Origin of the sequence: Pseudomonas sp. R76 (assembly GCF_009834565.1) — a bacterium.
In the GTDB taxonomy this organism is placed as follows: domain Bacteria; phylum Pseudomonadota; class Gammaproteobacteria; order Pseudomonadales; family Pseudomonadaceae; genus Aquipseudomonas.
Window position 1 is genome coordinate 3,951,504 of sequence record NZ_CP019428.1, and the last position, 23,791, is coordinate 3,975,294.

At 61.8% G+C, this 23,791-nt stretch carries 20 protein-coding genes; 5 read left to right on the forward strand and 15 right to left on the reverse strand.

Annotation, left to right across the window (positions count from 1 at the left end; all coding sequences use genetic code 11):
* Positions 1-17 precede the first annotated feature (17 nt).
* The 9 genes from PspR76_RS17655 to PspR76_RS17690 form a co-directional block, all read right to left on the reverse strand.
* Positions 18-953: a sugar ABC transporter substrate-binding protein gene (locus PspR76_RS17655; RefSeq protein ID WP_159957287.1), complete on the reverse strand. Its 936-nt coding sequence runs from the start codon at positions 951-953 to the stop codon at positions 18-20.
* Positions 954-1,001: 48 nt separating this feature from the next.
* Positions 1,002-1,184, reverse strand: a complete 183-nt coding sequence (locus PspR76_RS31300; RefSeq protein ID WP_232109225.1) for a hypothetical protein — start codon at positions 1,182-1,184, stop codon at positions 1,002-1,004.
* Positions 1,185-1,312: 128 nt separating this feature from the next.
* A complete protein-coding gene (locus PspR76_RS17660) occupies positions 1,313-2,341 on the reverse strand; it encodes a Gfo/Idh/MocA family protein (protein WP_159957289.1) in 1,029 nt (342 codons plus the stop codon).
* 154 nt (positions 2,342-2,495) lie between these two features.
* Complete coding sequence (locus tag PspR76_RS17665; RefSeq protein WP_159957291.1) at positions 2,496-3,506, reverse strand: Gfo/Idh/MocA family protein; 1,011 nt, start codon at positions 3,504-3,506, stop codon at positions 2,496-2,498.
* A gap of 19 nt (positions 3,507-3,525) precedes the next feature.
* Positions 3,526-5,457: a 3D-(3,5/4)-trihydroxycyclohexane-1,2-dione acylhydrolase (decyclizing) gene (gene iolD, locus PspR76_RS17670; protein WP_159957293.1), complete on the reverse strand. Its 1,932-nt coding sequence runs from the start codon at positions 5,455-5,457 to the stop codon at positions 3,526-3,528.
* 62 nt (positions 5,458-5,519) lie between these two features.
* Positions 5,520-6,341 carry a TIM barrel protein gene (locus tag PspR76_RS17675; protein WP_159957295.1) on the reverse strand — a complete coding sequence of 274 codons (822 nt, stop codon included), beginning with the start codon at positions 6,339-6,341 and terminating at the stop codon, positions 5,520-5,522.
* 25 nt (positions 6,342-6,366) lie between these two features.
* Positions 6,367-7,155 carry a 5-deoxy-glucuronate isomerase gene (gene iolB / locus PspR76_RS17680; protein ID WP_159957297.1) on the reverse strand — a complete coding sequence of 263 codons (789 nt, stop codon included), beginning with the start codon at positions 7,153-7,155 and terminating at the stop codon, positions 6,367-6,369.
* A 3-nt stretch (positions 7,156-7,158) separates the two neighbouring features.
* Positions 7,159-8,046, reverse strand: coding sequence for a myo-inosose-2 dehydratase (gene iolE, locus PspR76_RS17685; protein ID WP_159957299.1), 888 nt, complete (start codon positions 8,044-8,046; stop codon positions 7,159-7,161).
* Positions 8,047-8,242: 196 nt separating this feature from the next.
* Positions 8,243-10,180: a bifunctional 5-dehydro-2-deoxygluconokinase/5-dehydro-2-deoxyphosphogluconate aldolase gene (locus tag PspR76_RS17690; RefSeq protein WP_159957301.1), complete on the reverse strand. Its 1,938-nt coding sequence runs from the start codon at positions 10,178-10,180 to the stop codon at positions 8,243-8,245.
* On the opposite strand from PspR76_RS17690, the gene PspR76_RS17695 reads away from it, so the two are divergent.
* Both PspR76_RS17695 and PspR76_RS17700 read left to right on the forward strand, forming a co-directional pair.
* Positions 10,179-10,382, forward strand: coding sequence for a hypothetical protein (locus PspR76_RS17695; protein WP_159957303.1), 204 nt, complete (start codon positions 10,179-10,181; stop codon positions 10,380-10,382). The genes PspR76_RS17690 and PspR76_RS17695 overlap by 2 nt on opposite strands.
* 83 nt (positions 10,383-10,465) lie before the next feature.
* On the forward strand, positions 10,466-11,374 hold the full coding sequence (locus PspR76_RS17700; RefSeq protein ID WP_159957305.1) for a MurR/RpiR family transcriptional regulator: 909 nt from the start codon (positions 10,466-10,468) through the stop codon (positions 11,372-11,374).
* Positions 11,375-11,426: 52 nt separating this feature from the next.
* Here the strand turns inward: PspR76_RS17700 and PspR76_RS17705 are convergent, their stop codons facing one another.
* From PspR76_RS17705 to pdxR, 5 genes are all read right to left on the reverse strand, one after another.
* The gene (locus PspR76_RS17705) at positions 11,427-14,537 is read right to left on the reverse strand and encodes an efflux RND transporter permease subunit (protein WP_159957307.1); all 3,111 of its coding nucleotides are present in this window, start codon (positions 14,535-14,537) and stop codon (positions 11,427-11,429) included.
* The gene (locus PspR76_RS17710) at positions 14,534-15,760 is read right to left on the reverse strand and encodes an efflux RND transporter periplasmic adaptor subunit (RefSeq protein ID WP_159957309.1); all 1,227 of its coding nucleotides are present in this window, start codon (positions 15,758-15,760) and stop codon (positions 14,534-14,536) included. The genes PspR76_RS17705 and PspR76_RS17710 overlap by 4 nt, the downstream gene beginning before the upstream one ends.
* Positions 15,753-16,991: a TolC family protein gene (locus tag PspR76_RS17715; protein WP_159957311.1), complete on the reverse strand. Its 1,239-nt coding sequence runs from the start codon at positions 16,989-16,991 to the stop codon at positions 15,753-15,755. Before PspR76_RS17715 ends, PspR76_RS17710 begins: the two co-directional genes overlap by 8 nt.
* 96 nt (positions 16,992-17,087) lie before the next feature.
* Entirely contained in the window at positions 17,088-17,426 is a 339-nt protein-coding gene (locus PspR76_RS17720; protein WP_159957313.1) for a hypothetical protein, read from the reverse strand.
* Between the two features lie 26 nt (positions 17,427-17,452).
* Positions 17,453-18,874, reverse strand: coding sequence for a MocR-like pyridoxine biosynthesis transcription factor PdxR (gene pdxR, locus PspR76_RS17725; RefSeq protein WP_159957315.1), 1,422 nt, complete (start codon positions 18,872-18,874; stop codon positions 17,453-17,455).
* 92 nt (positions 18,875-18,966) lie between these two features.
* Here pdxR and PspR76_RS17730 point away from each other — a divergent pair, with 92 nt between their 5' ends.
* Entirely contained in the window at positions 18,967-20,193 is a 1,227-nt protein-coding gene (locus tag PspR76_RS17730) for a multidrug effflux MFS transporter (RefSeq protein WP_159957317.1), read from the forward strand.
* 146 nt (positions 20,194-20,339) lie between these two features.
* On the opposite strand, the gene PspR76_RS17735 is transcribed toward PspR76_RS17730, so the two are convergent.
* Positions 20,340-21,245 carry a hypothetical protein gene (locus PspR76_RS17735; protein ID WP_159957319.1) on the reverse strand — a complete coding sequence of 302 codons (906 nt, stop codon included), beginning with the start codon at positions 21,243-21,245 and terminating at the stop codon, positions 20,340-20,342.
* 412 nt (positions 21,246-21,657) lie between these two features.
* Here PspR76_RS17735 and PspR76_RS17740 point away from each other — a divergent pair, with 412 nt between their 5' ends.
* Together PspR76_RS17740 and PspR76_RS17745 are read left to right on the forward strand one after the other, a co-directional pair.
* Positions 21,658-22,341, forward strand: coding sequence for a response regulator transcription factor (locus PspR76_RS17740; RefSeq protein WP_003219726.1), 684 nt, complete (start codon positions 21,658-21,660; stop codon positions 22,339-22,341).
* A complete protein-coding gene (locus PspR76_RS17745) occupies positions 22,319-23,710 on the forward strand; it encodes a sensor histidine kinase (RefSeq protein ID WP_159957321.1) in 1,392 nt (463 codons plus the stop codon). Before PspR76_RS17740 ends, PspR76_RS17745 begins: the two co-directional genes overlap by 23 nt.
* Positions 23,711-23,791 lie beyond the last annotated feature (81 nt).

The window sequence follows — 23,791 nt, forward strand, 5'->3', positions numbered from 1 at the left end:
ATTGTTGTTATGAAGGGCTACTTGAAGTCTTTGACGTTGTCGGGGGTGATCAGCTTGAACGGGATGATCACGTTCTGCTCGACCGGCTCGTGCTTGGCCATCTTGCGCGCCGCTTCCACCGAACCCACCGCCTGGCCCTTGACATCCTGGAATGCCGACGCGGCCATGTCGCCCTTGGTAATCGCGTTCAAGCCGTCCGGTGTTCCATCAACCCCGGCGATCAACACGCTGCCCGGCTTGGCGCCTGCCGACTTCAAAGCCATGGACGCACCGATGGCCATCTCATCGTTGTTGGCCAGCACCGCATTGAACTCGCGGCCCTGGGTCAGCCAGTCGTTGACCAGCGTCATGCCACGGTCACGCAGCCAGGTACCGGTCTGTTCCTGTTCGATGGTGATACCGGGGTATTTGGCCAGGACCTCTTTCACGCCTTTGGTGCGGTTGGTGGTGGAGTTGTTGGCCAGGTCGCCCAACAGAATCACGATCTTGCCTTTGCCACCGAGCTTTTCGGCGATGTACTGCATTTGCAGGCGACCGGCCTCTACGTCATCGGAGGTCACGGCGACAACATCCTTGGGCAGATCCTTCTGGTCAGGACGACGGTTGACGAACACCAGTGGAATGCCCGCCTTGGTCGCCGCACTGATGATGTTCTTGGTCGACGCGGTGTCCACCGGGTTGACGATAATCGCGTCGACCTTCTGGCTGATAAAGTTCTCCACCTGGCTCAGCTGCTTGACCACATCAGCGCGGGCGTCTTCGAACTGCAGCTGTACACCGTCGCCTTTGGGATAGGACTTGGCTTGCTTGTCCATGTCTTCGCGCAGGTAAGTCAGGAAGGTGTCATCAAAGGCGGACATGCTCACGCCGATCTTGAGATCGGCCGCTGTGGCAAAGCCGCTGGCAAGCAACATGGACAAGGCCAGCGCGGTAAAACGGATCGGGGTCTTCATGAACGGTCTGTCTCCAATTTCTTGTTGGTTTTGTGGACGTTGCGTTTTTCAGAGCGAGGATGTGGGCAGTCGAACGATCGGTGCTCCCGGGATGCAGCACACCAGGGCGCCTTTGTTTTCGACGCACAGCACATTAAGGAAGGAGAAATAAAACGGCCGGGCGCGAGGCAGATCGCGTGGCGCTTGCTGGGCAGGGCGTAAAACTCGCAGTACAGCGTTGAAGATTTTCATCTGACGGTACCTGGTTGTTTTTGATCTTGTTTTTGTTGAGTCGCGCGGATCGAGCCCGAGACGTACTTTTTGCAACCTGGAAAAGACTCTATTGGAAAATAATTTCCATATCAACCATTTTTAGAATTTCATTCTATTTTTATTGAAACCACCTGCTGGCGCTCGTTGCTGAGGCGTGCGGCGTCCAATATACGGGTGGTTTCCAGCGCGTCATAGGCGCTTACCGGCAACGGCCCCTGCCCTTGCACAGCACTCTGCAACTGGCGATAGAACTGCGTCCAGCAGCCTTTTTCCGACGGCACCCGTTCGCGCTCAGCGCCTTGTTCAAACCAGCCCCAGCGTCGATGTTCCTCCGCGCCCCAGTGCTCGCCTTCGGTTTTTGGCGACTTGCCGGCCATCAGCGCTTCTTCCTGGCCGTCCAGGCCGTCGACGGTGTAGCAACCCAGCGTGCCGCTGACACGAAAACGCGGGGCCTGGCTGTTTTGCAGCGCACTGCCCCGCAGGTGGGAAATCACCCCGTTGGCGTGAGTCAGCGAGACAAAAAAACCGTGATCCAGCGTTGGGTATTGCGCGCTGAAGTGCAATTGCGCGAACACCCGATCCACCGGGCCGAACAGTTGCAGTGCCTGGTCCACCAAGTGGCTGCCGAGGTCGCGCAACCAACCGCCACCGCTGGCATTGCCCACCGATTGCAGGTTGTAGCGCTCCACACAGGACTCAAACCGGGTGACCTCGCCCAGGGCGCCGGTGTCGATCAATTTGCGCAAGGTGAGGAAGTCCGAATCCCAGCGCCGGTTCTGATAGACGCTCAGCAACACGCCTTGGCGTTCGGCGGCAGTGATCAGCGCCTGGGCCTGCTCGGCATTGCTGGCGAAGGGTTTGTCGCTGACCACCGCAACGCCATGTTCGATGGCTTCCAGCACCAGGGCCGGGCGGCCTTTGAGGGTGGTGGAAATAACCAGCGCATCCACACCGGCCTCGACGATCTGGCCGATGGAATCGTAGGCCTTGAGGCCGGGATGGTCAGTCGCCAGTTGCTGGCGGCGCTCCGGGGAACGCGTCACCACGCCGACGAAGGTTGCGCCGGGCAGCGTTGCAATCAACGGCGCGTGAAAGAAGCGGCCGCCATGGCCGTAGCCGACTAGTCCGATTCGCATACATACACTCCTTCTGGAACTGGAAACCCAATCAAGTGTGGGAGCTGGCTTGCCTGCGAAAGCAGTGTGTCAGTCAATGAACCCATCACTGAAACACCGCTATCGCAGGCAAGCCAGCTCCCACATTTAATGCATTTCAAGTGTAGATTTGGGCTTAGCCATAAAAATGCGGGCGTGGCGGCAGGCTGACCTTGACGATCTGCTCACTGCTCTGCGCTTCAATACACGCATCCGCCGCCACTGCCGCCGCAAAGCCATCCCAGGCCGACGGCCCGCCGACTTGCCCGGCGCGCACGCTGTCGATGAAGGCTTGCAACTCGACGTCATAGGCGCCGATAAAGCGGTCCTTCCAATCCATCAGGATCGCATTCGACAGCTTGGCCCCGCTGCGCAGTTGCACCTGCGATGGCTCCGGCAGTTTGGCGATGCCGGTCTCCCCCACCACCTCGCACTGGATGTCATAGCCGTACTGGCAGTTAACGAACACTTCCACATCAATGCGCGTGCCCTTGGCGGTTTCCAGCAGCACGATCTGCGGGTCGCGCAGGTGGGCCAGGGCCTTGCTCGATTTACGCGGGAATACCACCTGCACCGACACATAGTCGTCGTTGAGCAACCAGCGCAACACATCCAGCTCATGGATCAAGGTGTCGGTGATCGCCATGTCGGTCTTGTAGTTCTCGCCCACCGTCGGGTTGCGATGCGCGCAGTGCAGCATCAACGGCTCGCCGATCTGGCCGCTGTCGATCACCGCCTTGAGAGCACGATAGCCTTCGTCGTACGGGCGCATGAAGCCCACTTGCACCAGGCGCTTGCCAAAGGCAATTTCGGCGTCGACGATTTTACGGCAGCCTTCTGCGGTGACGGCCAAGGGCTTTTCGCAGAACACCGGTTTACCGGCGGCGATGGCCGCGAGCACGAATGCTTCATGGCTCGGGCCCCAAGAGGTCACCAAAATGGCCTCGACTTGCGGCGAGTTGATCAGCGCATGGCCGTCCGCGTATACCTCGGCGGTGAGCTGCAAATCCGCCACGACCTTGGCAGCCTGCTCAAGGTTGATGTCGGTCACCGCCACCACCTGACTGTTGAGCAGGGTCTGGCTGCAACGACGAATATGGTCACGGCCGATGGCGCCCGTACCGATAACACCCAGCTTCAAAGACATACCTTCACTCCTCTTGTTATTAGTACTGCCGGGCCTTGGCCAGCTGTTCATTGAGTTTTTTCGCCGCTGCATTGGTGCGCTCACTGGTGGACACCTGGGCCACACCCACCCGCCACCACGACAAGTAACCGTGGATCATGGTCTTGGGCAGTACCTTGATATCGATCAGCGTCGACACCGTTTGCGTGCGCGCATCGGCCAGGGCCGCTTCGAGTTGTTCCACGGTGCTGACTTTGTAGGTCTTGCAACCATAGGCCGCCGCGCTCATGGCGAAATCCACCGGCACCAGGCCGCCGTCGAGCTTGCCGCTGTCGGGGTCGCGGAAGCGAAATTCGGTGCCGAAGCTCTCCATGCCGTTGCCAATCTGCAGGTTATTGATGCAACCGAAGGCCATGTTGTCGAGCAGCACCACATTGATCTTGCGCCGTTCCTGGATCGAGGTGGCGAGCTCCGAATGCAGCATCATGTAGGAGCCATCGCCGACCAAGGCGTACACCTCCTTGGACGGTTCGGCCAGTTTCACGCCAAGGGCGGCATTGATCTCGTAGCCCATGCATGAATAGCCATACTCGACGTGATAGGTGTTGACGCCTTTGCTGCGCCAGCTGCGCTGCAAGTCACCAGGCAGGCTGCCAGCGGCGGCAACGATGATCGCGTCATCGGCCAGGGTGTCATTGAGCACGCCGAGTACGCGGCTCTGGGTCAGGCACGAGCCGGTCAGTTCGATAAATTCGCGCAGCACTGCGCGGTCCAGGTGGTCATCGACCTCAGGCACAAAGTCGTCGCCCTGGTATTGCACCTGATACACGCGGTCCACTTCCGCGTCCAACCGGGCCTTGGCGTCGGTGGCCTGCTCGCCCCAGCCAGCGCGGTAGTCGCCCAAGGCATCGGCCAGCGCCTCAAGGGCGACTTGGGCGTCCGCCAGCACTTGTACACCGTCGAGTTTCAAGGCATCGCAAGGGCTGATATTCAGGTTGAGAAACTTCACTTCAGGGTGCTTGAACAGCGATTTCGACGAAGTGGTGAAGTCGGTGTAGCGCGTGCCGATACCAATGATCAGGTCCGCTTCCGGGGCCAGCAGGTTGGCCGCCAGGCAGCCGGTCTCGCCGATACCGCCCAGGTTCAGCGGGTGGCTTGAGACCACCGCGCTCTTGCCGGCCTGGGTTTCTGCGAAGGGAATATCAAAGCGCTCGGCAAATGCCTGCAACGCGGCATTCGCGCCGGCGTACTTGACTCCACCGCCGCAGATGATCAGCGGCTTGCGCTTGCCCCGGAAGGCGGCCAATGCGTCGCTGATCATCGCCGCCGTCGGCGGGCGACGCTCGATGCGGTGTACGCGTTTTTGCAGGAAATAGTCGGGATAATCCCAGGCCTCGGCCTGCACGTCCTGCGGCAGGGCCAAGGTCACCGCGCCGGTTTCGGCCGGGTCGGTGAGCACGCGCATGGCGTGGATTGCCGCCGTCATCAACTGCTCGGGGCGGTTGATACGGTCCCAGTATTTGCTCACGGAGCGGAAAGCGTCGTTGGTGCTGATGCTCAAGTCGTGGAATTGCTCGATCTGCTGCAACACCGGGTCGGGTTGGCGGCTGGCGTAGACATCGCCGGGCAACAGCAGCAACGGGATACGGTTGGCGGTGGCGGTTGCGGCGGCCGTAATCATATTCGCCGCGCCGGGGCCGACCGATGAGGTGCACGCGTAGATCTTGCGCCGCAGGTGTTGCTTGGCGAAACCGATGGCGGCGTGGGCCATGCCTTGCTCGTTACGGCCCTGATGCACCACCAGGTCGCCGCTGTCCTGCTCCAGCGCCTGGCCCAGGCCCAGCACGTTGCCGTGGCCGAAAATGGTGAAAACCCCGGCGACAAACTTGCTCTGCACGCCATCGACTTCGATGTACTGGTTATCCAGAAACTTCACCAGGGCCTGGGCCATGGTCAATCTTGTTGTGGTCATCACTTGCACCTTGTGTGAATGCAGATCCATTGTTCAACAGAGATCTAATGTGGGAGCTGGCATCAGGTTCGGGGGTTTTGCAGGTGGGCGATGCTTGCCCCGATTGCCTGCTGGATATCCGCCAACGCATGCACGCTTTGCGCAAACGGCTCAAACGACAGGTAACCGCCGTACCCGCTGCTGAGCAAGGTGTCGATCTGCGCGGCATTGCCGAGAATATCGCCCTCGCCCACCAGCACGCGGTGGCCGTCGCGGATCGAATTCAGCGGCGCGTCACGGTCTTCGACGCCGGAGATATGCACCAGGCCGGTCAGTTGCGGGAAGAACTCCTGCTCGCTGGCCAGGTGATGGTGGAAGGTGTCGTGCACCAGGCGGAACACATCCAGGCCGCCAATCGACTGGATCGCATCCACCGCCACGCGTTTGCGGCGCAGTGCACATTCTTCGAACCCCAGGGGCTCGATAAAACCGAGAATCCCGTACTCGCGCAGGATCGGCGCCAGCTCGCTCAACGCGGTGCGCAAACCAGCGGCGCGCTGGGCTTCGTTGCGCGTGTCGCCGCGCTCATTCAGCGGGCACATCACCAGGCCTTGCGCGCCGCATTCGCGGGCATAGGTGGCAAGCTTGATCGCCTGGGCGCGGCGCTCGTCATTCCACACATCAAAGGGGTACAGCGCGTTGATCGACAGCACCGTGATGCCCTGCACCGCGCACAATTCGCGCACGCGGCTGGCGGGTGTGCCGAATTCGATTTCGTGGCCGTTGAGGTCGTTGCGAATCTCAATGGCATCGCACTTGAGCGCGGCCGCCAACTGAATGAAACCCGGCAGGGGCAAGTTGGGCGCGACCATGCGGTTAAGGGCAAAACGCAGCGGCGACTTCATTGTTGTTGTTCTCCGTTCAAACCGATTAGAGGTCCAGCAGCCAGCTGTGCTGTGGGTCGTTATGGAAATGCCAGGCGCGCTTGGGGCCGGCCATCACGTTCAGGTAATACGACTCGTAGCCGTACGGCACGCTGACCGGGTGGTAACCCTCGGGCACCACCACCAGGTCGCTGTTTTCCACGGCCATGGCCTGGTCGATGCTGCGGTCGTCGGTGTACACGCGCTGGAACACAAAGCCTTGCGGCGGGTTGATCTGGTGGTAATAGGTTTCTTCGAGAAAGCTCTGGTGCGGCAGGTCGTCGGTGTCGTGCTTGTGCGGCGGGTAGCTGGAGGAATGCCCCGACGGCGTGCGCACTTCCACCACCAGCAGCGAATGGGCCGGCTCGCTGTCGGGCAGGATGTCGCACACATAACGGGTGTTGGCGCCCTTGCCGCGTACGCTGCGCTTGCACTGCTCGGGCCGGATCAGGCGTGGCTCAAAACCTGTGGCACCGGGCGCGGCGCACACCGCGATTTGCACGTCGCTCAATGCGGTAATCTGCGCATCGGTGCCGGGCGGCAGGTAGGCGGCAAAGGGTGATTTGTCTTCGAACACCGAGTGACGATCACCGAGGTTCTGCCAGTTGAAGCCCTCGCCCTCGATATTCACCCGGCCGCTGAGCAGCACCAGGCACAACTCCTTATCACCGGCGGTCACCGGCAGGGTTTCACCGAGGCTCAGGCGGTAGGCGGCAAAGCCCACGTATTCCAGGCGCCCGGCTTCCAGGGCAACCATGGTTTGCCCACGTTTGCTGCTTTTGACCAACAAGCTCATCACTCAAGTCCTCTCGTTGAGAAGCGCGCGCAAGGTGTCATAGCCCTTTTTCGCATAGATATAGCTGGGCGCCACGGCCGGGTCCTGCTCGGCCTCCACCACCAGCCAGCCTTCGTACTGGGCCGCCAGCAGCACATCGAGCAGCTCGGCGAAGTCGATATCGCCATCACCGGGCACGGTGAAGGTGCCGTTGACGATGCAATCAGGAAAGCTCCACATCTGGTTGCGCGCCAGTTGCACCACCGGTTTGCGCACGTCCTTGAAATGCACGTGGCAGATGCGTTCGATGTGTTTGCGCAGCACCTCGATGGGTTCGCCGCCACCCATGTAGCAGTGGCCCGAATCGAACAGCAGGCCGACTTCCGGGCCGGTGCGGCGCATCAGCTGGTCAATGTCTTCAGGGGATTCAACGTAGGCGCCCATATGGTGGTGGTAGGCCAGGCGCACGCCTTGGGACAGGGTGAAACGCGCCAGCTCAGTGAGTTTGTCGGCGTAGTCCTGCCAGGCCTGCTCGCTGTGAAAACGCGGGCGCTCGATCAAGCGCACCTTGGCGCCCTGGATCGAATCGGCGACTTCGCCGTAGACCAGCACCTTGGTGCCGTTGAGTTTCAGCAGCTCGACATGGCTGGCGATGGCTTCGATTTCTTCCGCCACCGAGCGACGTGCCAGGCGGCTGGAATACCAGCCGGAGACCAGCGCCAGGTCATAGGGGCGCAGCACATCGCCGACGCCTTTGGCGTCCTTGGGGAATTTGCCGTTGAGTTCAAAACCTTCGTAGCCAATCTCCTTGCCTTCGCTCAAGGCGGTGCTCAGCGGCGTTTCACCGCCCAGGGCCGGCAGGTCGTCGTTGCTCCAGGAGATCGGGTTGATGCCAATTCGGATTGCGGGCATGGCTGCACCTTTTTGTTATTTTCAAAGTTGCATGGGAGCTGCTTTATGTGGGAGCGGGCTTTTGTGGGAGCTGGCTTGCCTGCGATGGCATCACCTCGACTCGGCAGTTAGACCGAGTCGCCTGCATCGCGGGCAAGCCCGGCTCCCACAAAAAGCAGCTCCCACTTTTGATTGCATTTCAAGTTGAAGGCTGTGTTTAGGTTCGGGCGCTGCGCCAGGCATTGATGAGCTGTTCGAAGGTGTTTTGCACCTGTTGGATCAGCGTTTCATCATCAATCTCCCCCGCCATCCACGCGCGGCTGGGTTCCTGGAAGATCGTGCGGCCCACGGCGAACCCACGGCAAGTCGTACTCTTGCTGGCTTGCTGGAAGCCATCGGCAAGGCATTCAGCCGAGGCATTCAGGCCCAGCAACACCACGCCACGGCAGTACGGGTCGCGCTCCTGGATCAGTTCATCGAGTTTTTTCCACTCTTCAGCCGACTGCGCTTCGATCTTCCACCACGCCGGGTAGATGCCCAGGTTGTAAAGGCGCTTGAGGCTGCGATAGAGCACATCCGGATAGGTGGACGGGTGATCCTTGGGCGGAATGACTTCCAGCAGCAGTTCGTGACCGCTGACCAGAGAGGCCTCGTACACCGCCTTGAGCTGCGCTTCCTGCTCCAGGCGCAACATCGGCTCGTCGTCAGGGTGGTATTGCACCAGGCACTTGATGATTTGTTCCTGGGGCCAGGCAATCAGGTTGCTGCCCACCGAACGGCCGTGTTCGAACGCCAGCGGCCGAGAGTTCTGCACTTCCACCGGGCGCGCGATCCACCAACCGCGCCCACTGGCGGCGTTGAGCGCGTCCTGGCCGAAACGCTGGTCGGCCAGCAGGCCCACATCGGCTTCAACGCCCTGCTCGCGCAACTTGGCTTCAACGCGTTCGACGGCCTGGATAAACAGCTGCTTGATGGCGCTGATGCGCGTTGGGTCCTGGCCGCCTTTTTGCGCCAGGTCCACCAACTGCCAGCGGTGGTCGAAGGCAAACACGAACAGCTGCTTCCAGGCTTTGCGCGGCACGCTGACACGGTGCAGGCGTTGCAGGGTCACGTCCTGGTCAGGCCGGGTGATGGGCACCGGGCTGTTGAACAGGTAATCGAGTTCGGCAGGCGTGGGCATGGCCGGCGCGCAGGCGTGGCGAGACACCACCAGGCCGCCACAGGCATTCGCCAGTTGGCTGCAACGCTCATCGCTGGCATCGTTGAGCCAGCCGCTGAGGAAGCCCGACATAAACGCATCGCCGGCGCCCAGCACGTTCAGCACTTCAACCCGTACGCCCGGGTAGACGGCGCCGTCTTCGAGCCGCGCCGGGATCGCGCCGTGGATCACCGTGCAGCCCTGCGGGCCGAGCTTGACCACCAGGGTAGCCGGGGTCAGTTCACGCACAGTGCGCAGCGCGGTGAGCAAATCCTCACTGCCGCCAGCAATCAGGAACTCTTCTTCGGTGCCGACGATCAGGTCAAAACGCGGCAGGATTTTCTGCACATGCTGGCTGACGTTCTGGTCGGCGACAAACCGGGTTTCGCCGTCCGCCTTGCCCGCCAGGCCCCACAGCACCGGGCGGTAGTCGATATCGAGCACGCGCTTGACGTTGTGCTTGGCCGCGTAATCCAGGGCCTGGATGCTGGCCTTGTAGACGCCGTCGGTGGAGAAATGCGTGCCGGTGATCAGCAAGGCTTTGCTGGAGGCAATAAAGGCTTCGTTGATGTCTTCGGCGCGCAGGGCCATGTCGGCGCAGTTTTCGCGGTAGAACACCAGCGGGAAGGTTTCACGGTCTTTAAGGCCCAGCAGCACCAGCGCGGTGAGGCGTTCCGGGTCGACCTTGATGCCGCTGACATCGCAACCTTCACGGGCCAGGGATTCCACCAGGAAGCGGCCCATGTGGTCGTCGCCGACCCGGCTCAACATCGCCGATTTAAGCCCCAGCCGCGCGGTGCCGAAAGCGATATTGGCGGAGGACCCGCCGAGGTATTTGGCGAAGCTGGACACGTCCTCAAGCCGCGCACCCACTTGCTGTGCGTAGAGATCGACGCCCAGGCGCCCGAGGCAAATCAGATCCAATTGACGCCCACTGGCAAAACGAGTCTGGCCCATGCTGGCTCCTGTTATTTTTATCAGCCTGCGTGGTGCCGCCGAGGTGACGGCACACGCTCTTGGTAACAGCAGACTAGAACGTTCAGCAGCACCAATCAATATTTATTCCATAATTATTTTTAGTGGAATATTTTTTCCAATAAGCCAGCATAATGGCACGCCAGCCCTCCTGCATCGTTTCAGCAGGCCACGGCTGCCGTGATGCCGGGGTATTTTTTTGCGCCTACCCTGTAGACTTGCGCCCACCTATCAGCGCGTCAGAAGAACAAGCCAAAAGGATTGCCCATGTCCCGCACCGATCCCGAGACCACCCTGGAAGCCACGCTCGCCAGCCCTCCGATCAATGCCGAGCGCCTGTTGCAGCTGATCACCGACGAATACGAAAGCCTGCCACGCCAGCTCAAACGCATTGCCAGCTACATGAGCCAGCAGAGCGACCGGATCATGGTCGACCGCATCAGCGACATCGCCCGTGAATGTGAAGTGCACCCCTCGGCCATCGTGCGGTTCTCCCAGCGTTTCGGGTTCAGTGGTTTCAGTGAGATGCAGGCGTTGTTTCGCGAGGCCTACACCCACAAGACCACGCCGGTGCAGAACTACCAGCAGCGCATTCGCAGCATGATCGCCAACAAGTCGCAAAAAGCCAGCGGCGGCGACCTGGCGCGCGAGTGCGTGAATGCCACCCTGTCGGGCATCGAGCGGCTGGGGCTGGAACTGGATGACGTGGCGTTCGAGAAGGCCGTGGATCTGGTGGTCAACGCCGACAACATCTACGTGGTCGGTGTGCGCCGTTCCTTCGCGGTGGCTGATTACCTGGTCTACAACCTGCAGCACACCAACAAGCGCATTCACTTGATTTCCGGTTTGGGCGGCAGTTACCGCGAGCAGATGCGCAGTGTGCGTGCCAATGATTTGGTGATTGCGATCAGCTTTACGCCCTACGGCAAAGAGACGCAGCATTGCCTGCGGATTGCCCAGCATCATCAGGCCAAGACCTTGATCATCACCGACAGCAACCTGTCGCCGCTGGCCAAGCGGGCGAACGCGGTGCTGCTGGTGAATGAAGGGTCGTCGTTTGCGTTTCGCTCGTTGAGCGCCACCTTGTGCCTGTGCCAGGCGTTGTTTATTGCGGTGGCGTATCGGTTGGAGTTGAAGGTGGATGAGATTCATGAGCAGGTTGGGTTTGATGACTGAGTTGGTGGTGATGGTTTTACCCACATACATAAAGCCAGTTCCTTCAGTTTGGTTAGTGTTTTGTTGTGGGGCGGCGGAGCAGGTGGTAGGCGGCGGGGATTACGAAGAGTGACAGCAGCGGCGCGGTGAGCATGCCGCCGACCATCGGCGCGGCGATGCGGCTCATGACTTCGCTGCCGGTGCCGCCGCCCAGCAAAATCGGCAGCAAGCCGGCGATGATCACGGCCACGGTCATGGCTTTGGGGCGTACGCGCAGCACCGCGCCTTCGGTGATGGCGGCCAGCAAGTCACCGTCCTTGCGCTCGGCCCAGGCGTTTTTCAGGTACAGCAGCATGATCACGCCGAACTCCGCCGATACACCGGCCAATGCAATAAAGCCCACGCCCGTGGCCACCGATAAATTGAAGCCAAGCCAGTACAGCAGCCACACGCCACCCGTTAGCGCAAAGGGCAACGTGGCGATGATCAACAACGCTTCGTCCACGCGGCGGAACGTCAGGTACAGCAACACAAAGATGATCAGCAAGGTCGCCGGCACAACCAGCTTCAGGCGTTCATTGGCCCTTTCCAGGAATTCGAACTGCCCCGAATAACTGAGGCTCATGCCCGGCTGCAGCTGCACCTGCTGGTTGATTGCCTCACGCAGGTCTTTCACCACCGACGCCAAATCACGCTCGCGCACGTCGATATAGACCCAGCCGGAAGGCCGCGCGTTTTCACTTTTGAGCATCGGCGGGCCGTCGCTGACCTTGAGCCTGGCCACGGTGCCGAGGGTGATCTGGCTGCCTTGCGGCGTGTAGATCGGCAGGTTGTCCAGGGCCGTTACCGAATCGCGCCACTCCTTCGGGTAACGCAGGCTGATCGGAAAACGCGCCAGGCCTTCCACGGTTTCGCCGATGGTTTCACCGCCAATCGCGCCGGACACAATCGACTGCACATCGGCAATATTCAGCCCGTATTGCGCGGCGGCCGTACGGTCGATATCCACGTCGATATAGCGCCCGCCGGTCAAGCGCTCGGCGAGTGCCGAGCTCACGCCGGGCACGGTCCTGGCGACCTTTTCCACGGCCTGGGTCACCGCATCGATCTGCATCAGGCTGGTGCCTGCCACCTTCACGCCAATCGGGCTTTTCACCCCGGTGGCGAGCATGTCGATGCGGTTGCGGATCGGCGGGATCCAGATATTGGTCAGGCCCGGCACCTGCACCACGCGGTCGAGTTCTTTCACCAACTTTTCCGGGGTCATGCCGGCGCGCCATTGATCCCTGGGCTTGAACTCAATGGTGGTCTCGAACATCTCCAGCGGCGCCGGGTCAGTGGCGGTTTCGGCGCGACCGGCCTTGCCGAATACATGGGCCACTTCCGGTACGCTTTTGATCAGGCGGTCGGTGCGTTGCAGCAGTTCACCTGCGGTTTGCGTCGACAGCCCCGGCAATGCCGATGGCATGTAGAGCAAGTCGCCCTCATCCAGCGGCGGCAGGAACTCACCGCCCAGTTTCGACAGCGGCCACGCCACGCTGGCGACCGTCAACAGCGCCAGCAGCAAGGTCATTCGCGGCCAGCGCAGCACCGTATCGAGGGCCGGTTGATAGAGCTTGATCAGGCCGCGATTGAGCGGGTTGCGCTGCTCATCGGGAATACGCCCGCGAATCCAATAACCCATCAGCACCGGGATCAACGTCACCGACAACCCGGCCGCGGCGGCCATGGCGTAGGTCTTGGTGTAGGCCAGCGGGCCGAACAGGCGCCCTTCCTGGGCTTGCAAGGTGAACACCGGGATAAACGACAGCGTGATGATCAGCAAACAGAAAAACAGCGCCGGCCCGACTTCCACCGCCGCCGACGTCACCACCTGCCAATGCTCCTCGCCCTTCAGCGCGCGGTTGGGATGGGCGTGATGCCAGGCTTCGATTTTCTTGTGGGCGTTTTCGATCATCACCACCGCCGCATCCACCATCGCGCCAATCGCAATCGCGATGCCGCCCAACGACATGATGTTGGCGTTGATGCCCTGGAAACGCATGATGATAAACGCGATCAACACGCCCACCGGCAACGAGATAATCGCCACCAATGACGAGCGCAGGTGCCACAGGAAAATCCCGCACACCAGCGCCACCACCAGGAACTCTTCGAGCAGTTTGTGGCTGAGGTTGTCCACGGCACGGTCAATCAGTTTGCTGCGATCGTAAGTGGTGACGATCTCGACGCCGGGCGGCAGGCTGCTTTTCAATTGCTCCAGTTTGGTCTTGACCGCCGCGATGGCCTCACGCGCATTTTTGCCGCTGCGCAGGATCACCACGCCGCCGACCGCTTCGCCGTCGCCGTCGAGTTCACTGATGCCCCGGCGAAGGTCCGGGCCTAGCTGAATCGTCGCCACATCGCCGAGGGTCACCGGCACATTGTTGCTGTCGAGGCGCAGCGCAATGGCACGGAAATCGTTGAGCGTTTTCAAGTAACCGGAGGCGCGCACCATGTACTCGGACTCGCCCATGTTCAGCACCGAGCCACCGGTTTCCTGATTGGCCTTGCCGATGGCGTCCGCCACTTGCGCCTGGGTGATGCCGTGACTGGCCAGGGCCAGCGGGTCGAGTTGCACCTGGTACTGCTTGACCTGCCCGCCGATGGTCGCGACTTCCGCCACATTCGGCAGGGTCTTGAGTTCGAACTTGAGGAACCAGTCCTGCAGCGCGCGCAATTGCGCCAGGTCGTGCTGGCCGGTGCGGTCCACCAATGCGTATTGATAGATCCAGCCGACGCCGGTGGCGTCCGGCCCCAGCGCGGGCTTGGCGGAGGCCGGCAGCCGCGCCTGCAATTGGCTGAGGTACTCCAGCACCCGCGAGCGCGCCCAGTAGAGGTCGGTGCCTTCGTCGAACAGCACGTACACATAGCTGTCGCCAAAGAACGAGAAGCCGCGCACGGTCTTGGCACCCGGCACCGACAGCATGGTGGTGGTCATCGGGTAAGTGACCTGGTTTTCGACAATGTGCGGCGCCTGGCCAGGGTACGGGGTGCGAATGATCACCTGCACATCGGAGAGATCCGGCAACGCGTCGACCGGCGTGTTTTGCACCGCCCAAACGCCCCACGCGGTGACAAACAAGGTGGCGAGCAACACCAGAAAACGGTTGGCCACCGACCAGCGAATCAACAGGGCGATCATGGCTGGGCTCCGGGCTGCATGCCCATTTCAGAAGTGCCGGACGATGGCGATACTAAACCGCGTAAACTTGCTTCAGAATCCAGCAAAAATTGACCGGACGCGACCACCTGCTGGCCTTCCTGCAAGCCACTGCGAATTACGGTGTAATCCTGGTTTTCCGCGCCCGCTTCAACCTCCACCGGCCGATAGTGCCCGCCCGCCTCGGCCAGCATCACCAGCACGCGTTTGCCGGTGCGGATCAACGCTTCGCTCGGCACCTGCAACACCGCTTGCCCGCTGGTTTGCGCCAGGCGCACCTGGGCGGTCATGCCGGGGCGCAAGTGGCCGTCGGGGTTGGGCAGTTCGACGCGAACCTGCACGGTGCGGCTGTCCAGGGCGTTAGCGGGCAGAATCGCGCTGACGACGCCGTTAACGGCGTTACCCGGCAACCCGACAAAGTGCGCCGTCACGGCTTGCCCTACCGCCAACGTGGCGCCTTGGGCTTGCGGCACCGCCACCTGCAACCAGACCCGATCCAAGCCATTGACTCGCGCCAGGGTCTGCCCCGTCGCGACGGTCATGCCTTCGCGCACGTCCAGAGTTTGCAAGGCGCCGCTCAACGGCGTGGTGACAGTCAACACCGATTGCACCCGGTCGCTGCGTTCCATCTGTGCGACAAGCCCGGCGGGCATACCACTCAGGCGCAGACGCTGGCGCGCGGCGCTCAATAAACCACTGTCACCGCTACGGCGCAGGGCAAGGAATTCTTCCTGGGCCGCCGCCCACTCGGGCACCAGAATGTCCGCCAACGGCGCGCCGGCCTTGAGTACATCGCCGGGCGCTCGCGCATAGACCCGCTCGACAAACCCGGCAGCCCGCGCCTGTACAACCGCAACATCGCGGTCATTGAAAGCCAGGATTCCCGACAGCTCCAAAGTGGACGTCATCACACCTCGACTGACCGTCGCCAGGCGCACGCCGATGTTTTGGGTTTGGCGTGGGTCGATCTGCACCGTCGGCGTATCCGCCGCAGCGTTATCGGCATAGCGCGGCACCAATTGCATGTCCATGAAAGGCGACTTGCCGGGCTTGTCGAATTTCTGTTGCGGGTACATCGGGTCGTACCAATACAGCGCCTGTTTGTCGTTTTGGGCAGGCATTGGTGCCGTGGGATGCCATTGCGCCACGCCGTAGCCCGCGCCCAGGCCGAGCAACAGCAGCGCTGCCGCGATTCGATTATTCATTGTTGGGTTCCCCATAGGCGAAGTACAGCTGGGCGCCGGTCAAGGCCCGCTGCTCGATGGCATCAATCTGCTTGAAACGCGCGTCGACCAGCTCACGGCGGGCACTGACCACGCTGATCAAGTCGGCTTTGCCCGCGCGATAACCGGCGAGGCTCAGGGCGACTTTCTCTTCGGCCAGCGGCACCAGGCTGTCCTGGCTGCGCTGCACCGCGCGGTCCAGGCGCTGGTAAACCGCCAGCGCGTCATCGAGCATCTGCGTGTGCTCGCGGGTGGCGGCTTCGCGCTCGGCGTCCAACTGGTCCAGCGCCGCCTGTTTGGCGGCGATGCCGGGGTTTTGTCGGCGGCCGGGGAATATCGGCAAATCGAAGCTCAATTGCAGGCTGACCATATCGCCGTATTCGCGGCCACGGTGTTGGTAGTCCACCTCCCAACTCCAATCCGAAGTCTTTTGCGCCTTGGCTTCCTGCACGCGCGCTTGCGCTTCGCGGGTGCGCGGCACATAGGCTTGCAGTTCCGGATGCTGGTGCAGGTTGTGGCTGTAGCCGTGGCTGTCGATGGTCCAGTTCGGCAGTTGCCCGCTGGGGGCTTCATTGGCGGCCGCGCCGATCCAGCGCTTGAGAGCGGCGCGGGCCTGGGCGCGTTGCTGGGTCAGTTCGTCTTCGCGCTCGGCCAGTTCGGCGGCTTCCTGCTTGGGCACCACGCTGTCGGCGGCCTGCCCGCGCCCACCGGCCAACTGCGCGCGTACGCTGTCTTGCAGCAGGCGGTTCTGTTGGTAGAAGTCCTGGAACAACGCCTCTTTGCGCTCCACCGCGTACGCGCGAATCCAGGCCTGGGCCGTGGCCTGGCGCACGTTGAGGCGTTCAATGCGCCCTTCGGCGGCAGCGGTTTGCACCGTGGCATCGGCCAGCTCGATGCGCGCCTTGCGCTTGTCGCGGCTGGGCACCTGTTGCTGGATACCGATCATTTGGTCGGTCATGTCATCGCCATACAACGTGCCGCGATTCGGCCCGCCGATGGGAAAATTCTGCAGGCCCACCACCAGTTTCGGGTCGGGCAGTTCGCCGGCCGGGATGGCCGCTTGGGTTGCCGCGTGCAGTTTGGCGGCCTCCGCGTTCAGCGAAGGCGCGTTGTTCTGCGCCAGGCGCAGGGCGTCATCCAGGGTCAGCGCATGGGCAAGCGCAGGCCATGTGAGCACGCCCACCACCAGGGCGCGCAGGTAGAGGGAATTCATCTTGAAGATTCCTGATCGGTTCCACTGCGCGCCGCGTTATGCGGCCCACAGCAAGGCCATCCCGTGTGGGGGATGGGTCTTCAGGTGCAACCGGAATCAGGAACGGGGTGGGCGCCAGACGCCGGACGGCGTGCGGTCGGGGATGAAATCCGCAGAACGGCTGGCAGCCAGCGGATGCGCCAGGGGCAGCGGTGCCTTGAGCACCGCCAGGGAGAGTTGCAGCAGGCCGCCGGTCTTGCACTCCTGGCCAGGCTTGCAGGCCTTGCCATGGTCGGCGCCGTCCTGGCAGCAGTCCGGGGCCATGTCGGTCATCATCTGCATGCTCGACATTTTCATCGGGCAAGGCTCGGTGCTCGACGGCACACCCGCCATCCCGGTCAGGGGAAGCGTGAGGCTTAACAGCATGACCAGGATCAAACGCAGAAGGCGGCTCATGGGGCGCGAGTCTAGCCAAGCGCGAGTTAAGCCGCTATTAACAATTGCGTGAGAAATCGGCCGTGATAACGGATCTGCGCCAGGGTCAATGCGGTGTAGCCGATGATCACCGCAGGCGGCAAACGGGCTTCCACGCAGAACTTGCCCAGCGGCTGCAACGTCAGCCCGACGGCGGCGGCGCGGGTGCAGAACTCGCTTTCCTCAATGCCGCTCGGCAACCACAGCACAAAGTGCAGCCCGGCTTGCTGACCGCTCACCGCGCACTCCGCTGGCAGACAGCCGAGCAACGCATCGCGCCGCGCCTGATACGCCTGACGCGAAGCTCGCAGGTGGCGCACAAAGGCGCCGCTGCAGAGGAATTCCACCAGCCCCAATTGATCGGTGGCGCCCACCGAGTGCCCGGTAAGTTGCAGGGTGCGCAGCAACGCTGGGCGTAACGCCTTGGGCACCACCATGAAACCCACACGCAAGCCGGGGAACAGGTTCTTGTTGAAGCTGCCGCAGTAGATGACGCGGTCGCCGGAGTCCAGGGATTTAAGCGCCGCCAGGGGCGCGCTGTTGTAGTTGTATTCGCTGTCGTAGTCGTCCTCGACCACCCAGGCGTCGGCGCGAGCGGCCCAATCCAGCAACGCCAGGCGGTGCGAGACGCTCAAGGTCATGCCCAATGGGGCCTGGTGCGCCGGCGTGACATAGGCCAGGCGCGCAGCGTCGGGCAATTGGGCGGTGTCCAGGCCTTCGGTCGTGACCGGGATCGCCAGGACATGCGCGCCGGCCAGGCTGAACAGGCGGCGCGCGGGCTTATAGCCAGGGTCTTCGACACAGGCGATGTCGCCAGGTTTGAGCACCGTGCGGGCGATGAGGTCCAGGCCGTGGCGAATGCCAGTGGTGACGATCACTTCATCCGCCTCGCAGTGCATGCCGCGATAACTGCGCAGGTAGTCGGCGATCTGTTCGCGCAACGCGGGCAAGCCGGCAGGATGGGCAGCCTCCAACACGCCAGGCCCGGCGGCGAGCAGCCCTCGGGAAATACAGCGCGCCCAGGCTTTGAGGTCGAACAGCCCGGCATCCGGGCGCCGTGCCACAAAGGGCACATGGCTTTGTACGCCCGTATCGAGTTGATCAGGCACGACCGCGCGCCGTGGCGTTTGGCTCGGCGCCGGGGCTGCAATGAATTGCTCGGGAATCACCGCACACACCCGCGTACCGGAACCCGCGACCCGCTGCACATAGCCTTCGCTGTGCAAGCGTTCATAGGCCGCTTCCAACGTGCCACGCGACACCAGCCAGCGCTCCGCCAGGCTGCGGGTCGACGGCAAGCGGCTGCCGGCGGGCAGTTGTCGATTGAGGATGGCGGCGCGCAAGGCTTCGTAGGCGCCCTGCTGCTTGCCTGCGCCCAAGGTGTCCGGGCGCGGCAAGTCCAGGTTGGAGGCGGCTTTTCCTCGGCTCATAGTGGTCCATTCTCTTCAAGCATAAGTGGCCCACAGGATTAAACCACAATGCGGCTAGAGTTCGGGCTCTACTCTTTGCGAAGAAGACTCACATGACTCAACGCGCCCTCTCCTTCGGCTTCTGGCTGGTGCTGCTGACCGTGCTCATCGCCCTGCCGCGCCTTACTCTGGACTTGCACCTGCCAGCGCTGCCCACCATGGCCGACCACTTCCGCGCCAGCGACAGCCAACTGCAACTGACCCTCACGGTGTATGCGATCGGCTCGGCGATTTCCCTGCTGGTCAGCGGCCCGTTGACCGACCGCTTCGGCCGTCGCCCGGTATTGTTGGCGGGCCTGTTCCTGTACGTCGTCGCGACCGTGGTCTGCGCACTCGCCGACAGCCTCGAGGTGCTGATCGTTGCGCGGCTGTTCCAGGCCTTGGGCGGGTGCTGCACCACGGTGATTGGCCGAGTGATCGTGCGCGACTATTTCGACCGCGACCAACAAGCGCGCCTGCTCGGCCTGATCTCCATGGCCATGGCCATCTCGCCAATGGCTGCACCGGTGCTGGGCAGCCTGATGCTGCCCTTTATCAGCTGGCGCGGGCTGTTTGCAGTGCTCGGCGTAATTGGCGCAGGCTTGTACCTCACGGTGTATCGCCGCCTGCCGGAAACCCGCCCACCGCAAGTCGCCGCCGCGCCGCCGAGCAACCTGCTGCGCATCTATGGCCAACTGCTGCGAGACCGCTATTTCCTGCGTTATTCCCTGGCAATCGGCTGTGTGTACAGCACGTATTTCCCGTTTATCAGCGAGTCTTCGGCCCTGCTGCAACGCGGTTACCACCTGTCTGCCACGGCTTACGCGCTGGTATTCGCCGCGACGATCAGCGGCTACATGCTCGGCGCGAACCTGTTCCGGCGCCTGGTGCTGCGCTTTGAACCCGACCGTTTGATCAACGCCGCCATCGCCTTGAATGTGCTCGGTTGCGTGATGCTCGCAGGCGCCACCGTCGCGCTGCCGCAGGCGTGGCTGGCGATTGTGCTGCCGATGGTGGTGATCATGGTGTCGGTGGGGATGGTGATTCCAGCGTGTCAGCTGTCGGTGTTGCAGCCGTATGGCGCGATTGCCGGAACGGCGTCGGGGTTGTTCTTCTTCACCCAGATGTTTCTCACTGCCGTGAGCAGTTGGGTCACCGGGTTGTTGTCGGACGGTACGTCGCTGCCCTTGGTCATCATGACCTCGGTGGCGAGCTGCCTACTTCTAGTGAGTTGGCTGACCTTAAGCAAAACCAAATGTGGGAGCGGGCTTGCCCGCGATAGCGGTCTGTCAGTGACTTAAGAGCTGACTGACACGGCGCCATCGCGGGCAAGCCCGCTCCCACATGTTTTAAAGCAATCAGTGCATGAAGATCGCGATCAGAATAATGACCGGAATAGGCACACCGAGGAACCAAAGCAATAATGAGCGCATGATGTTCTCCTTAATTAACGAACGTAGTTTTCAGTCTCGACATACACCACGGCATCCCGACGGCGACCGCCGAAGGTGGCTGCGAAGCTGGCGAAGAACGCACCGATCAGCAGGGTGATGAAGGTCCAGAGCGAGGTGTAGGCCGCGACTTTCGCTGCGGTATCGGCGGCTTGCTTGGCTTTGAGCTTGGCGTCTTCAACGGCTTTACGAGCGTCGCCGTAAACCTTGTCGATGCGCGCTTCGGCGTCGGCCTGGCTGAGGTTGGTACGCTGGCTGATCAACTGGGCCAGGTAGGCACGGTCTTCAGGGGCCAGCTGGCCATCGTTGCTCAGGGTACGAGTGAAGATGCGTGCAACCACGCCATGCACCGCGTCATCGCTGACGGCAGCTGGGCGGTCATCACGAAACAGGCTGTCGACGTAGTAGTCAAAGTCGCCGCCGTTGGCGCCTTTGGCTGCGCTGCCTACCGCCTGGGTCAAGCCACTGGCCGCACCGGCAGCCACGCCTGCACCGGCTTTAACGCCGCCGCTGACCACACTGCTGACCGAACCGACCACCAGCATGGCGGTGACCAGCGTGGCAACGGCCCACGCCAGGAACCCATGGGCGGTGTCGCGAAAGTACACCTCATCGCCGTGCATACTGGCCCACTTCACGCGCAACCGACCGGCGATATAACCGCCCAGGCCCGAAGCGACGATCTGGGTGAATGCCAGCCAGACAATCGTGGAAATGCCAAGCCCCTTGGCGCTGATACCGCTGTCGGCCCACGGCGACACCGCCGAAAAGCCCAGGCCGAAACCCAACAGCACGAGGATTAACGAGAGTGCAGCCGCCGCAGCGGCCCCGGCGAAAATCGCCCCCCAGGAAACCCCGGAGAGCGAACTTGACTCTTGCAGCGTGGATGAGGATGTGATCATTGTTGTTTTGCTCCCGGCAGGAAAAATAGTGTTACAAGTCTCAAAAGGGACAGTGCAGGCACCATGCCAGTCCGGCTAAAAAATAAACTTCTTATATTTCAACAAGATATAAATTTTGAACTAACTTTAACCATGCAAGTTGCAAGAAATGACTGTTTTGAGCGGGCGTAATGCATTCCTCGGCGAACACCTGACCTGTGGGAGCGGGCTTGCTCGCGAATGCGGTGTGTCAGCTACTCATGAGCTGGCTGATACACCGCATTCGCGAGCAAGCCCGCTCCCACACTGACTGTGTACCCAGGCATGAAACTTGTGTCAGTTTTGCCAAGATGAAGTTTAATTTAGGAAGCGTTCAGGCATTTCTTGGCAAAATGCCCCCACTTCTAGTGTGTATCGCTCACCAGGTAATCCTATGACCCGTATTTTGACCATCGAGGATGACGCCGTAACAGCCCGCGAGATCGTCGCCGAGCTGAGTAGCCATGGACTGGATGTGGACTGGGTGGACAACGGCCGTGAAGGCCTGGTCCGTGCTGTGAGTGGTGATTACGATCTGATCACCCTCGACCGAATGCTGCCGGAACTCGATGGTCTGGCCATCGTCACGACCCTGCGCACTATTGGGGTGTCGACGCCGATCCTGATGATCAGCGCCCTCTCCGACGTCGACGAACGTGTGCGTGGCCTGCGTGCCGGTGGCGACGACTACCTGACCAAGCCGTTTGCCTCCGACGAAATGGCCGCCCGCGTCGAAGTGCTGCTGCGCCGCAAAAGCACGGTCAAGGAGTTCGAAACCGCCCTGCGCGTGGCCGACCTCGAATTGAACCTGATCAGCCGCGAAGCCAGCCGCGCCGAACAGCCGCTGAGCCTGCTGCCCACCGAATACAAATTGCTCGAATTCCTGATGCGCAACACCGGGCAGATCCTGTCGCGGATGATGATCTTCGAGGAAGTCTGGGGTTATCACTTCGACCCGGGCACCAACCTGATCGATGTGCACATCGGTCGCCTGCGCAAGAAAATCGATCCACCGGGCCTCACGCCGCTGATCCGCACGGTACGAGGTTCCGGTTATGTCATTGCTGAACCCCTCTAAGGGCTGGCGCTCCTCCAGCAGCCGCTTGCTGGCGCTGTACAGTTCGCTGTTCGTGGCCTGGAGTTGCATCCTCATGGGGGTGCTGTATTACGAAGTGTCGGGGTATCTGGGCGACTTGTCGCGTCACTCGCTGATGCAGCGCCAGCACCTGTTCCAGCGCTTCGACGGCGAAGAACTGGTGGAAGCCCTGACCACCAGCATGACCTTCGACATGAAGGGCGTGGACGCCTACGGCCTGTTCGATGAGCAATTTCGACCGCTGAGCGGGCCGATCCGTGCCGTGCCGCCCGACCTGCCGCTGGACGGCAAGATCCACGCGCTGGCCAATTGTGTCGAATCCAACGACCCGAAACTGCCCAAGGACAGCTGCGACGCGGTGGCCACCCACACCGAAGACGGCCGCTGGCTGGTGCTGGTGCGCGCCAACGGTTCGCTGTTTGGCGTGACCCGCATTATCTGGCATGCCCTGCTGTGGGCGTTGTCCCTGACGATTATCCCCGGCGCGGCCGGCTGGCACTTGTTGCGCCGTCGCCCACTGCGGCGTATTCGCGGGATTCAGGCAAGCGCCGAGGCCATCGTCGCCGGTGACCTGACGCACCGCCTGCCGCTGTCCGACCGGCGTGACGAACTGGACATGCTCGCGGCCATCGTCAACGCGATGCTCGACCGTATCGAGAAGCTGATGAACGAGGTCAAGGGCGTGTGCGACAACATCGCCCACGACCTGCGCACGCCGCTGACCCGCTTGCGCGCGCACTTGTACCGCATCAAGCAGGAAGCAGAACAGGACTCGGCCTACGCGGTAAAACTCGACGACGCAATCGCCGAAACTGACACCCTGATGGCGCGCTTTCGCGGGCTGTTGCGCATCTCGGAGTTGGAAGATCACCAGCGCCGCTCAGGCTTCCTGGTAATGGACCCGCTGCCACTGTTACGCGAACTGCATGACTTTTACCTGCCGCTGGCGGAAGAAGGCGAATTGCAGCTGCGCCTCGAAGTGCCGGATTCGCTGCCGTGGATCACCGGCGACCGGGCATTGCTGTTCGAAGCCCTGGCCAACCTGTTGAGCAACTCGATCAAGTTCTCGCCACCGGGCGGCGAAGTGATCTTGCGCGGGGTCAATGACGCCGGCAGCACGCGTATCGAAGTACACGACTCGGGGCCGGGTATTCCGGCGGCAGAACGCGACGCGGTGTTCCAACGGTTTTATCGGGTGGATGAAAGCGACCAGCAAGGCGGCTTCGGGTTGGGCTTGTCAATTGTGGCGGCGATCATCAACTTGCACGGGTTCAAACTGGAAGTCGGCAGCAGCCAGCAAGGCGGCGCGTGCCTGGTGTTGGAGTGTCGGCAGCAGTTGATGCCCGAATAGTCCAAACCCCACAAAACAGTGACAGATCGACAGATCGTTCCCACGCTCCGCGTGGGAATGCAGCCCAGGACGCTCCGCGTC

Bases quoted from the DNA above. Each gene is read 5' to 3' on its own strand.
- PspR76_RS17655 (WP_159957287.1), bottom strand. From the start codon at position 953: ATGAAGACCCCGATCCGTTTTACCGCGCTGGCCTTGTCCATGTTGCTT.
- PspR76_RS31300 (WP_232109225.1), bottom strand. From the start codon at position 1,184: ATGAAAATCTTCAACGCTGTACTGCGAGTTTTACGCCCTGCCCAGCAA.
- PspR76_RS17660 (WP_159957289.1), bottom strand. From the start codon at position 2,341: ATGCGAATCGGACTAGTCGGCTACGGCCATGGCGGCCGCTTCTTTCAC.
- PspR76_RS17665 (WP_159957291.1), bottom strand. From the start codon at position 3,506: ATGTCTTTGAAGCTGGGTGTTATCGGTACGGGCGCCATCGGCCGTGAC.
- iolD (WP_159957293.1), bottom strand. From the start codon at position 5,457: ATGACCACAACAAGATTGACCATGGCCCAGGCCCTGGTGAAGTTTCTG.
- PspR76_RS17675 (WP_159957295.1), bottom strand. From the start codon at position 6,341: ATGAAGTCGCCGCTGCGTTTTGCCCTTAACCGCATGGTCGCGCCCAAC.
- iolB (WP_159957297.1), bottom strand. From the start codon at position 7,155: ATGAGCTTGTTGGTCAAAAGCAGCAAACGTGGGCAAACCATGGTTGCC.
- iolE (WP_159957299.1), bottom strand. From the start codon at position 8,046: ATGCCCGCAATCCGAATTGGCATCAACCCGATCTCCTGGAGCAACGAC.
- PspR76_RS17695 (WP_159957303.1), top strand. From the start codon at position 10,179: ATGCTGGCTCCTGTTATTTTTATCAGCCTGCGTGGTGCCGCCGAGGTG.
- PspR76_RS17690 (WP_159957301.1), bottom strand. From the start codon at position 10,180: ATGGGCCAGACTCGTTTTGCCAGTGGGCGTCAATTGGATCTGATTTGC.
- PspR76_RS17700 (WP_159957305.1), top strand. From the start codon at position 10,466: ATGTCCCGCACCGATCCCGAGACCACCCTGGAAGCCACGCTCGCCAGC.
- PspR76_RS17705 (WP_159957307.1), bottom strand. From the start codon at position 14,537: ATGATCGCCCTGTTGATTCGCTGGTCGGTGGCCAACCGTTTTCTGGTG.
- PspR76_RS17710 (WP_159957309.1), bottom strand. From the start codon at position 15,760: ATGAATAATCGAATCGCGGCAGCGCTGCTGTTGCTCGGCCTGGGCGCG.
- PspR76_RS17715 (WP_159957311.1), bottom strand. From the start codon at position 16,991: ATGAATTCCCTCTACCTGCGCGCCCTGGTGGTGGGCGTGCTCACATGG.
- PspR76_RS17720 (WP_159957313.1), bottom strand. From the start codon at position 17,426: ATGAGCCGCCTTCTGCGTTTGATCCTGGTCATGCTGTTAAGCCTCACG.
- pdxR (WP_159957315.1), bottom strand. From the start codon at position 18,874: ATGAGCCGAGGAAAAGCCGCCTCCAACCTGGACTTGCCGCGCCCGGAC.
- PspR76_RS17730 (WP_159957317.1), top strand. From the start codon at position 18,967: ATGACTCAACGCGCCCTCTCCTTCGGCTTCTGGCTGGTGCTGCTGACC.
- PspR76_RS17735 (WP_159957319.1), bottom strand. From the start codon at position 21,245: ATGATCACATCCTCATCCACGCTGCAAGAGTCAAGTTCGCTCTCCGGG.
- PspR76_RS17740 (WP_003219726.1), top strand. From the start codon at position 21,658: ATGACCCGTATTTTGACCATCGAGGATGACGCCGTAACAGCCCGCGAG.
- PspR76_RS17745 (WP_159957321.1), top strand. From the start codon at position 22,319: ATGTCATTGCTGAACCCCTCTAAGGGCTGGCGCTCCTCCAGCAGCCGC.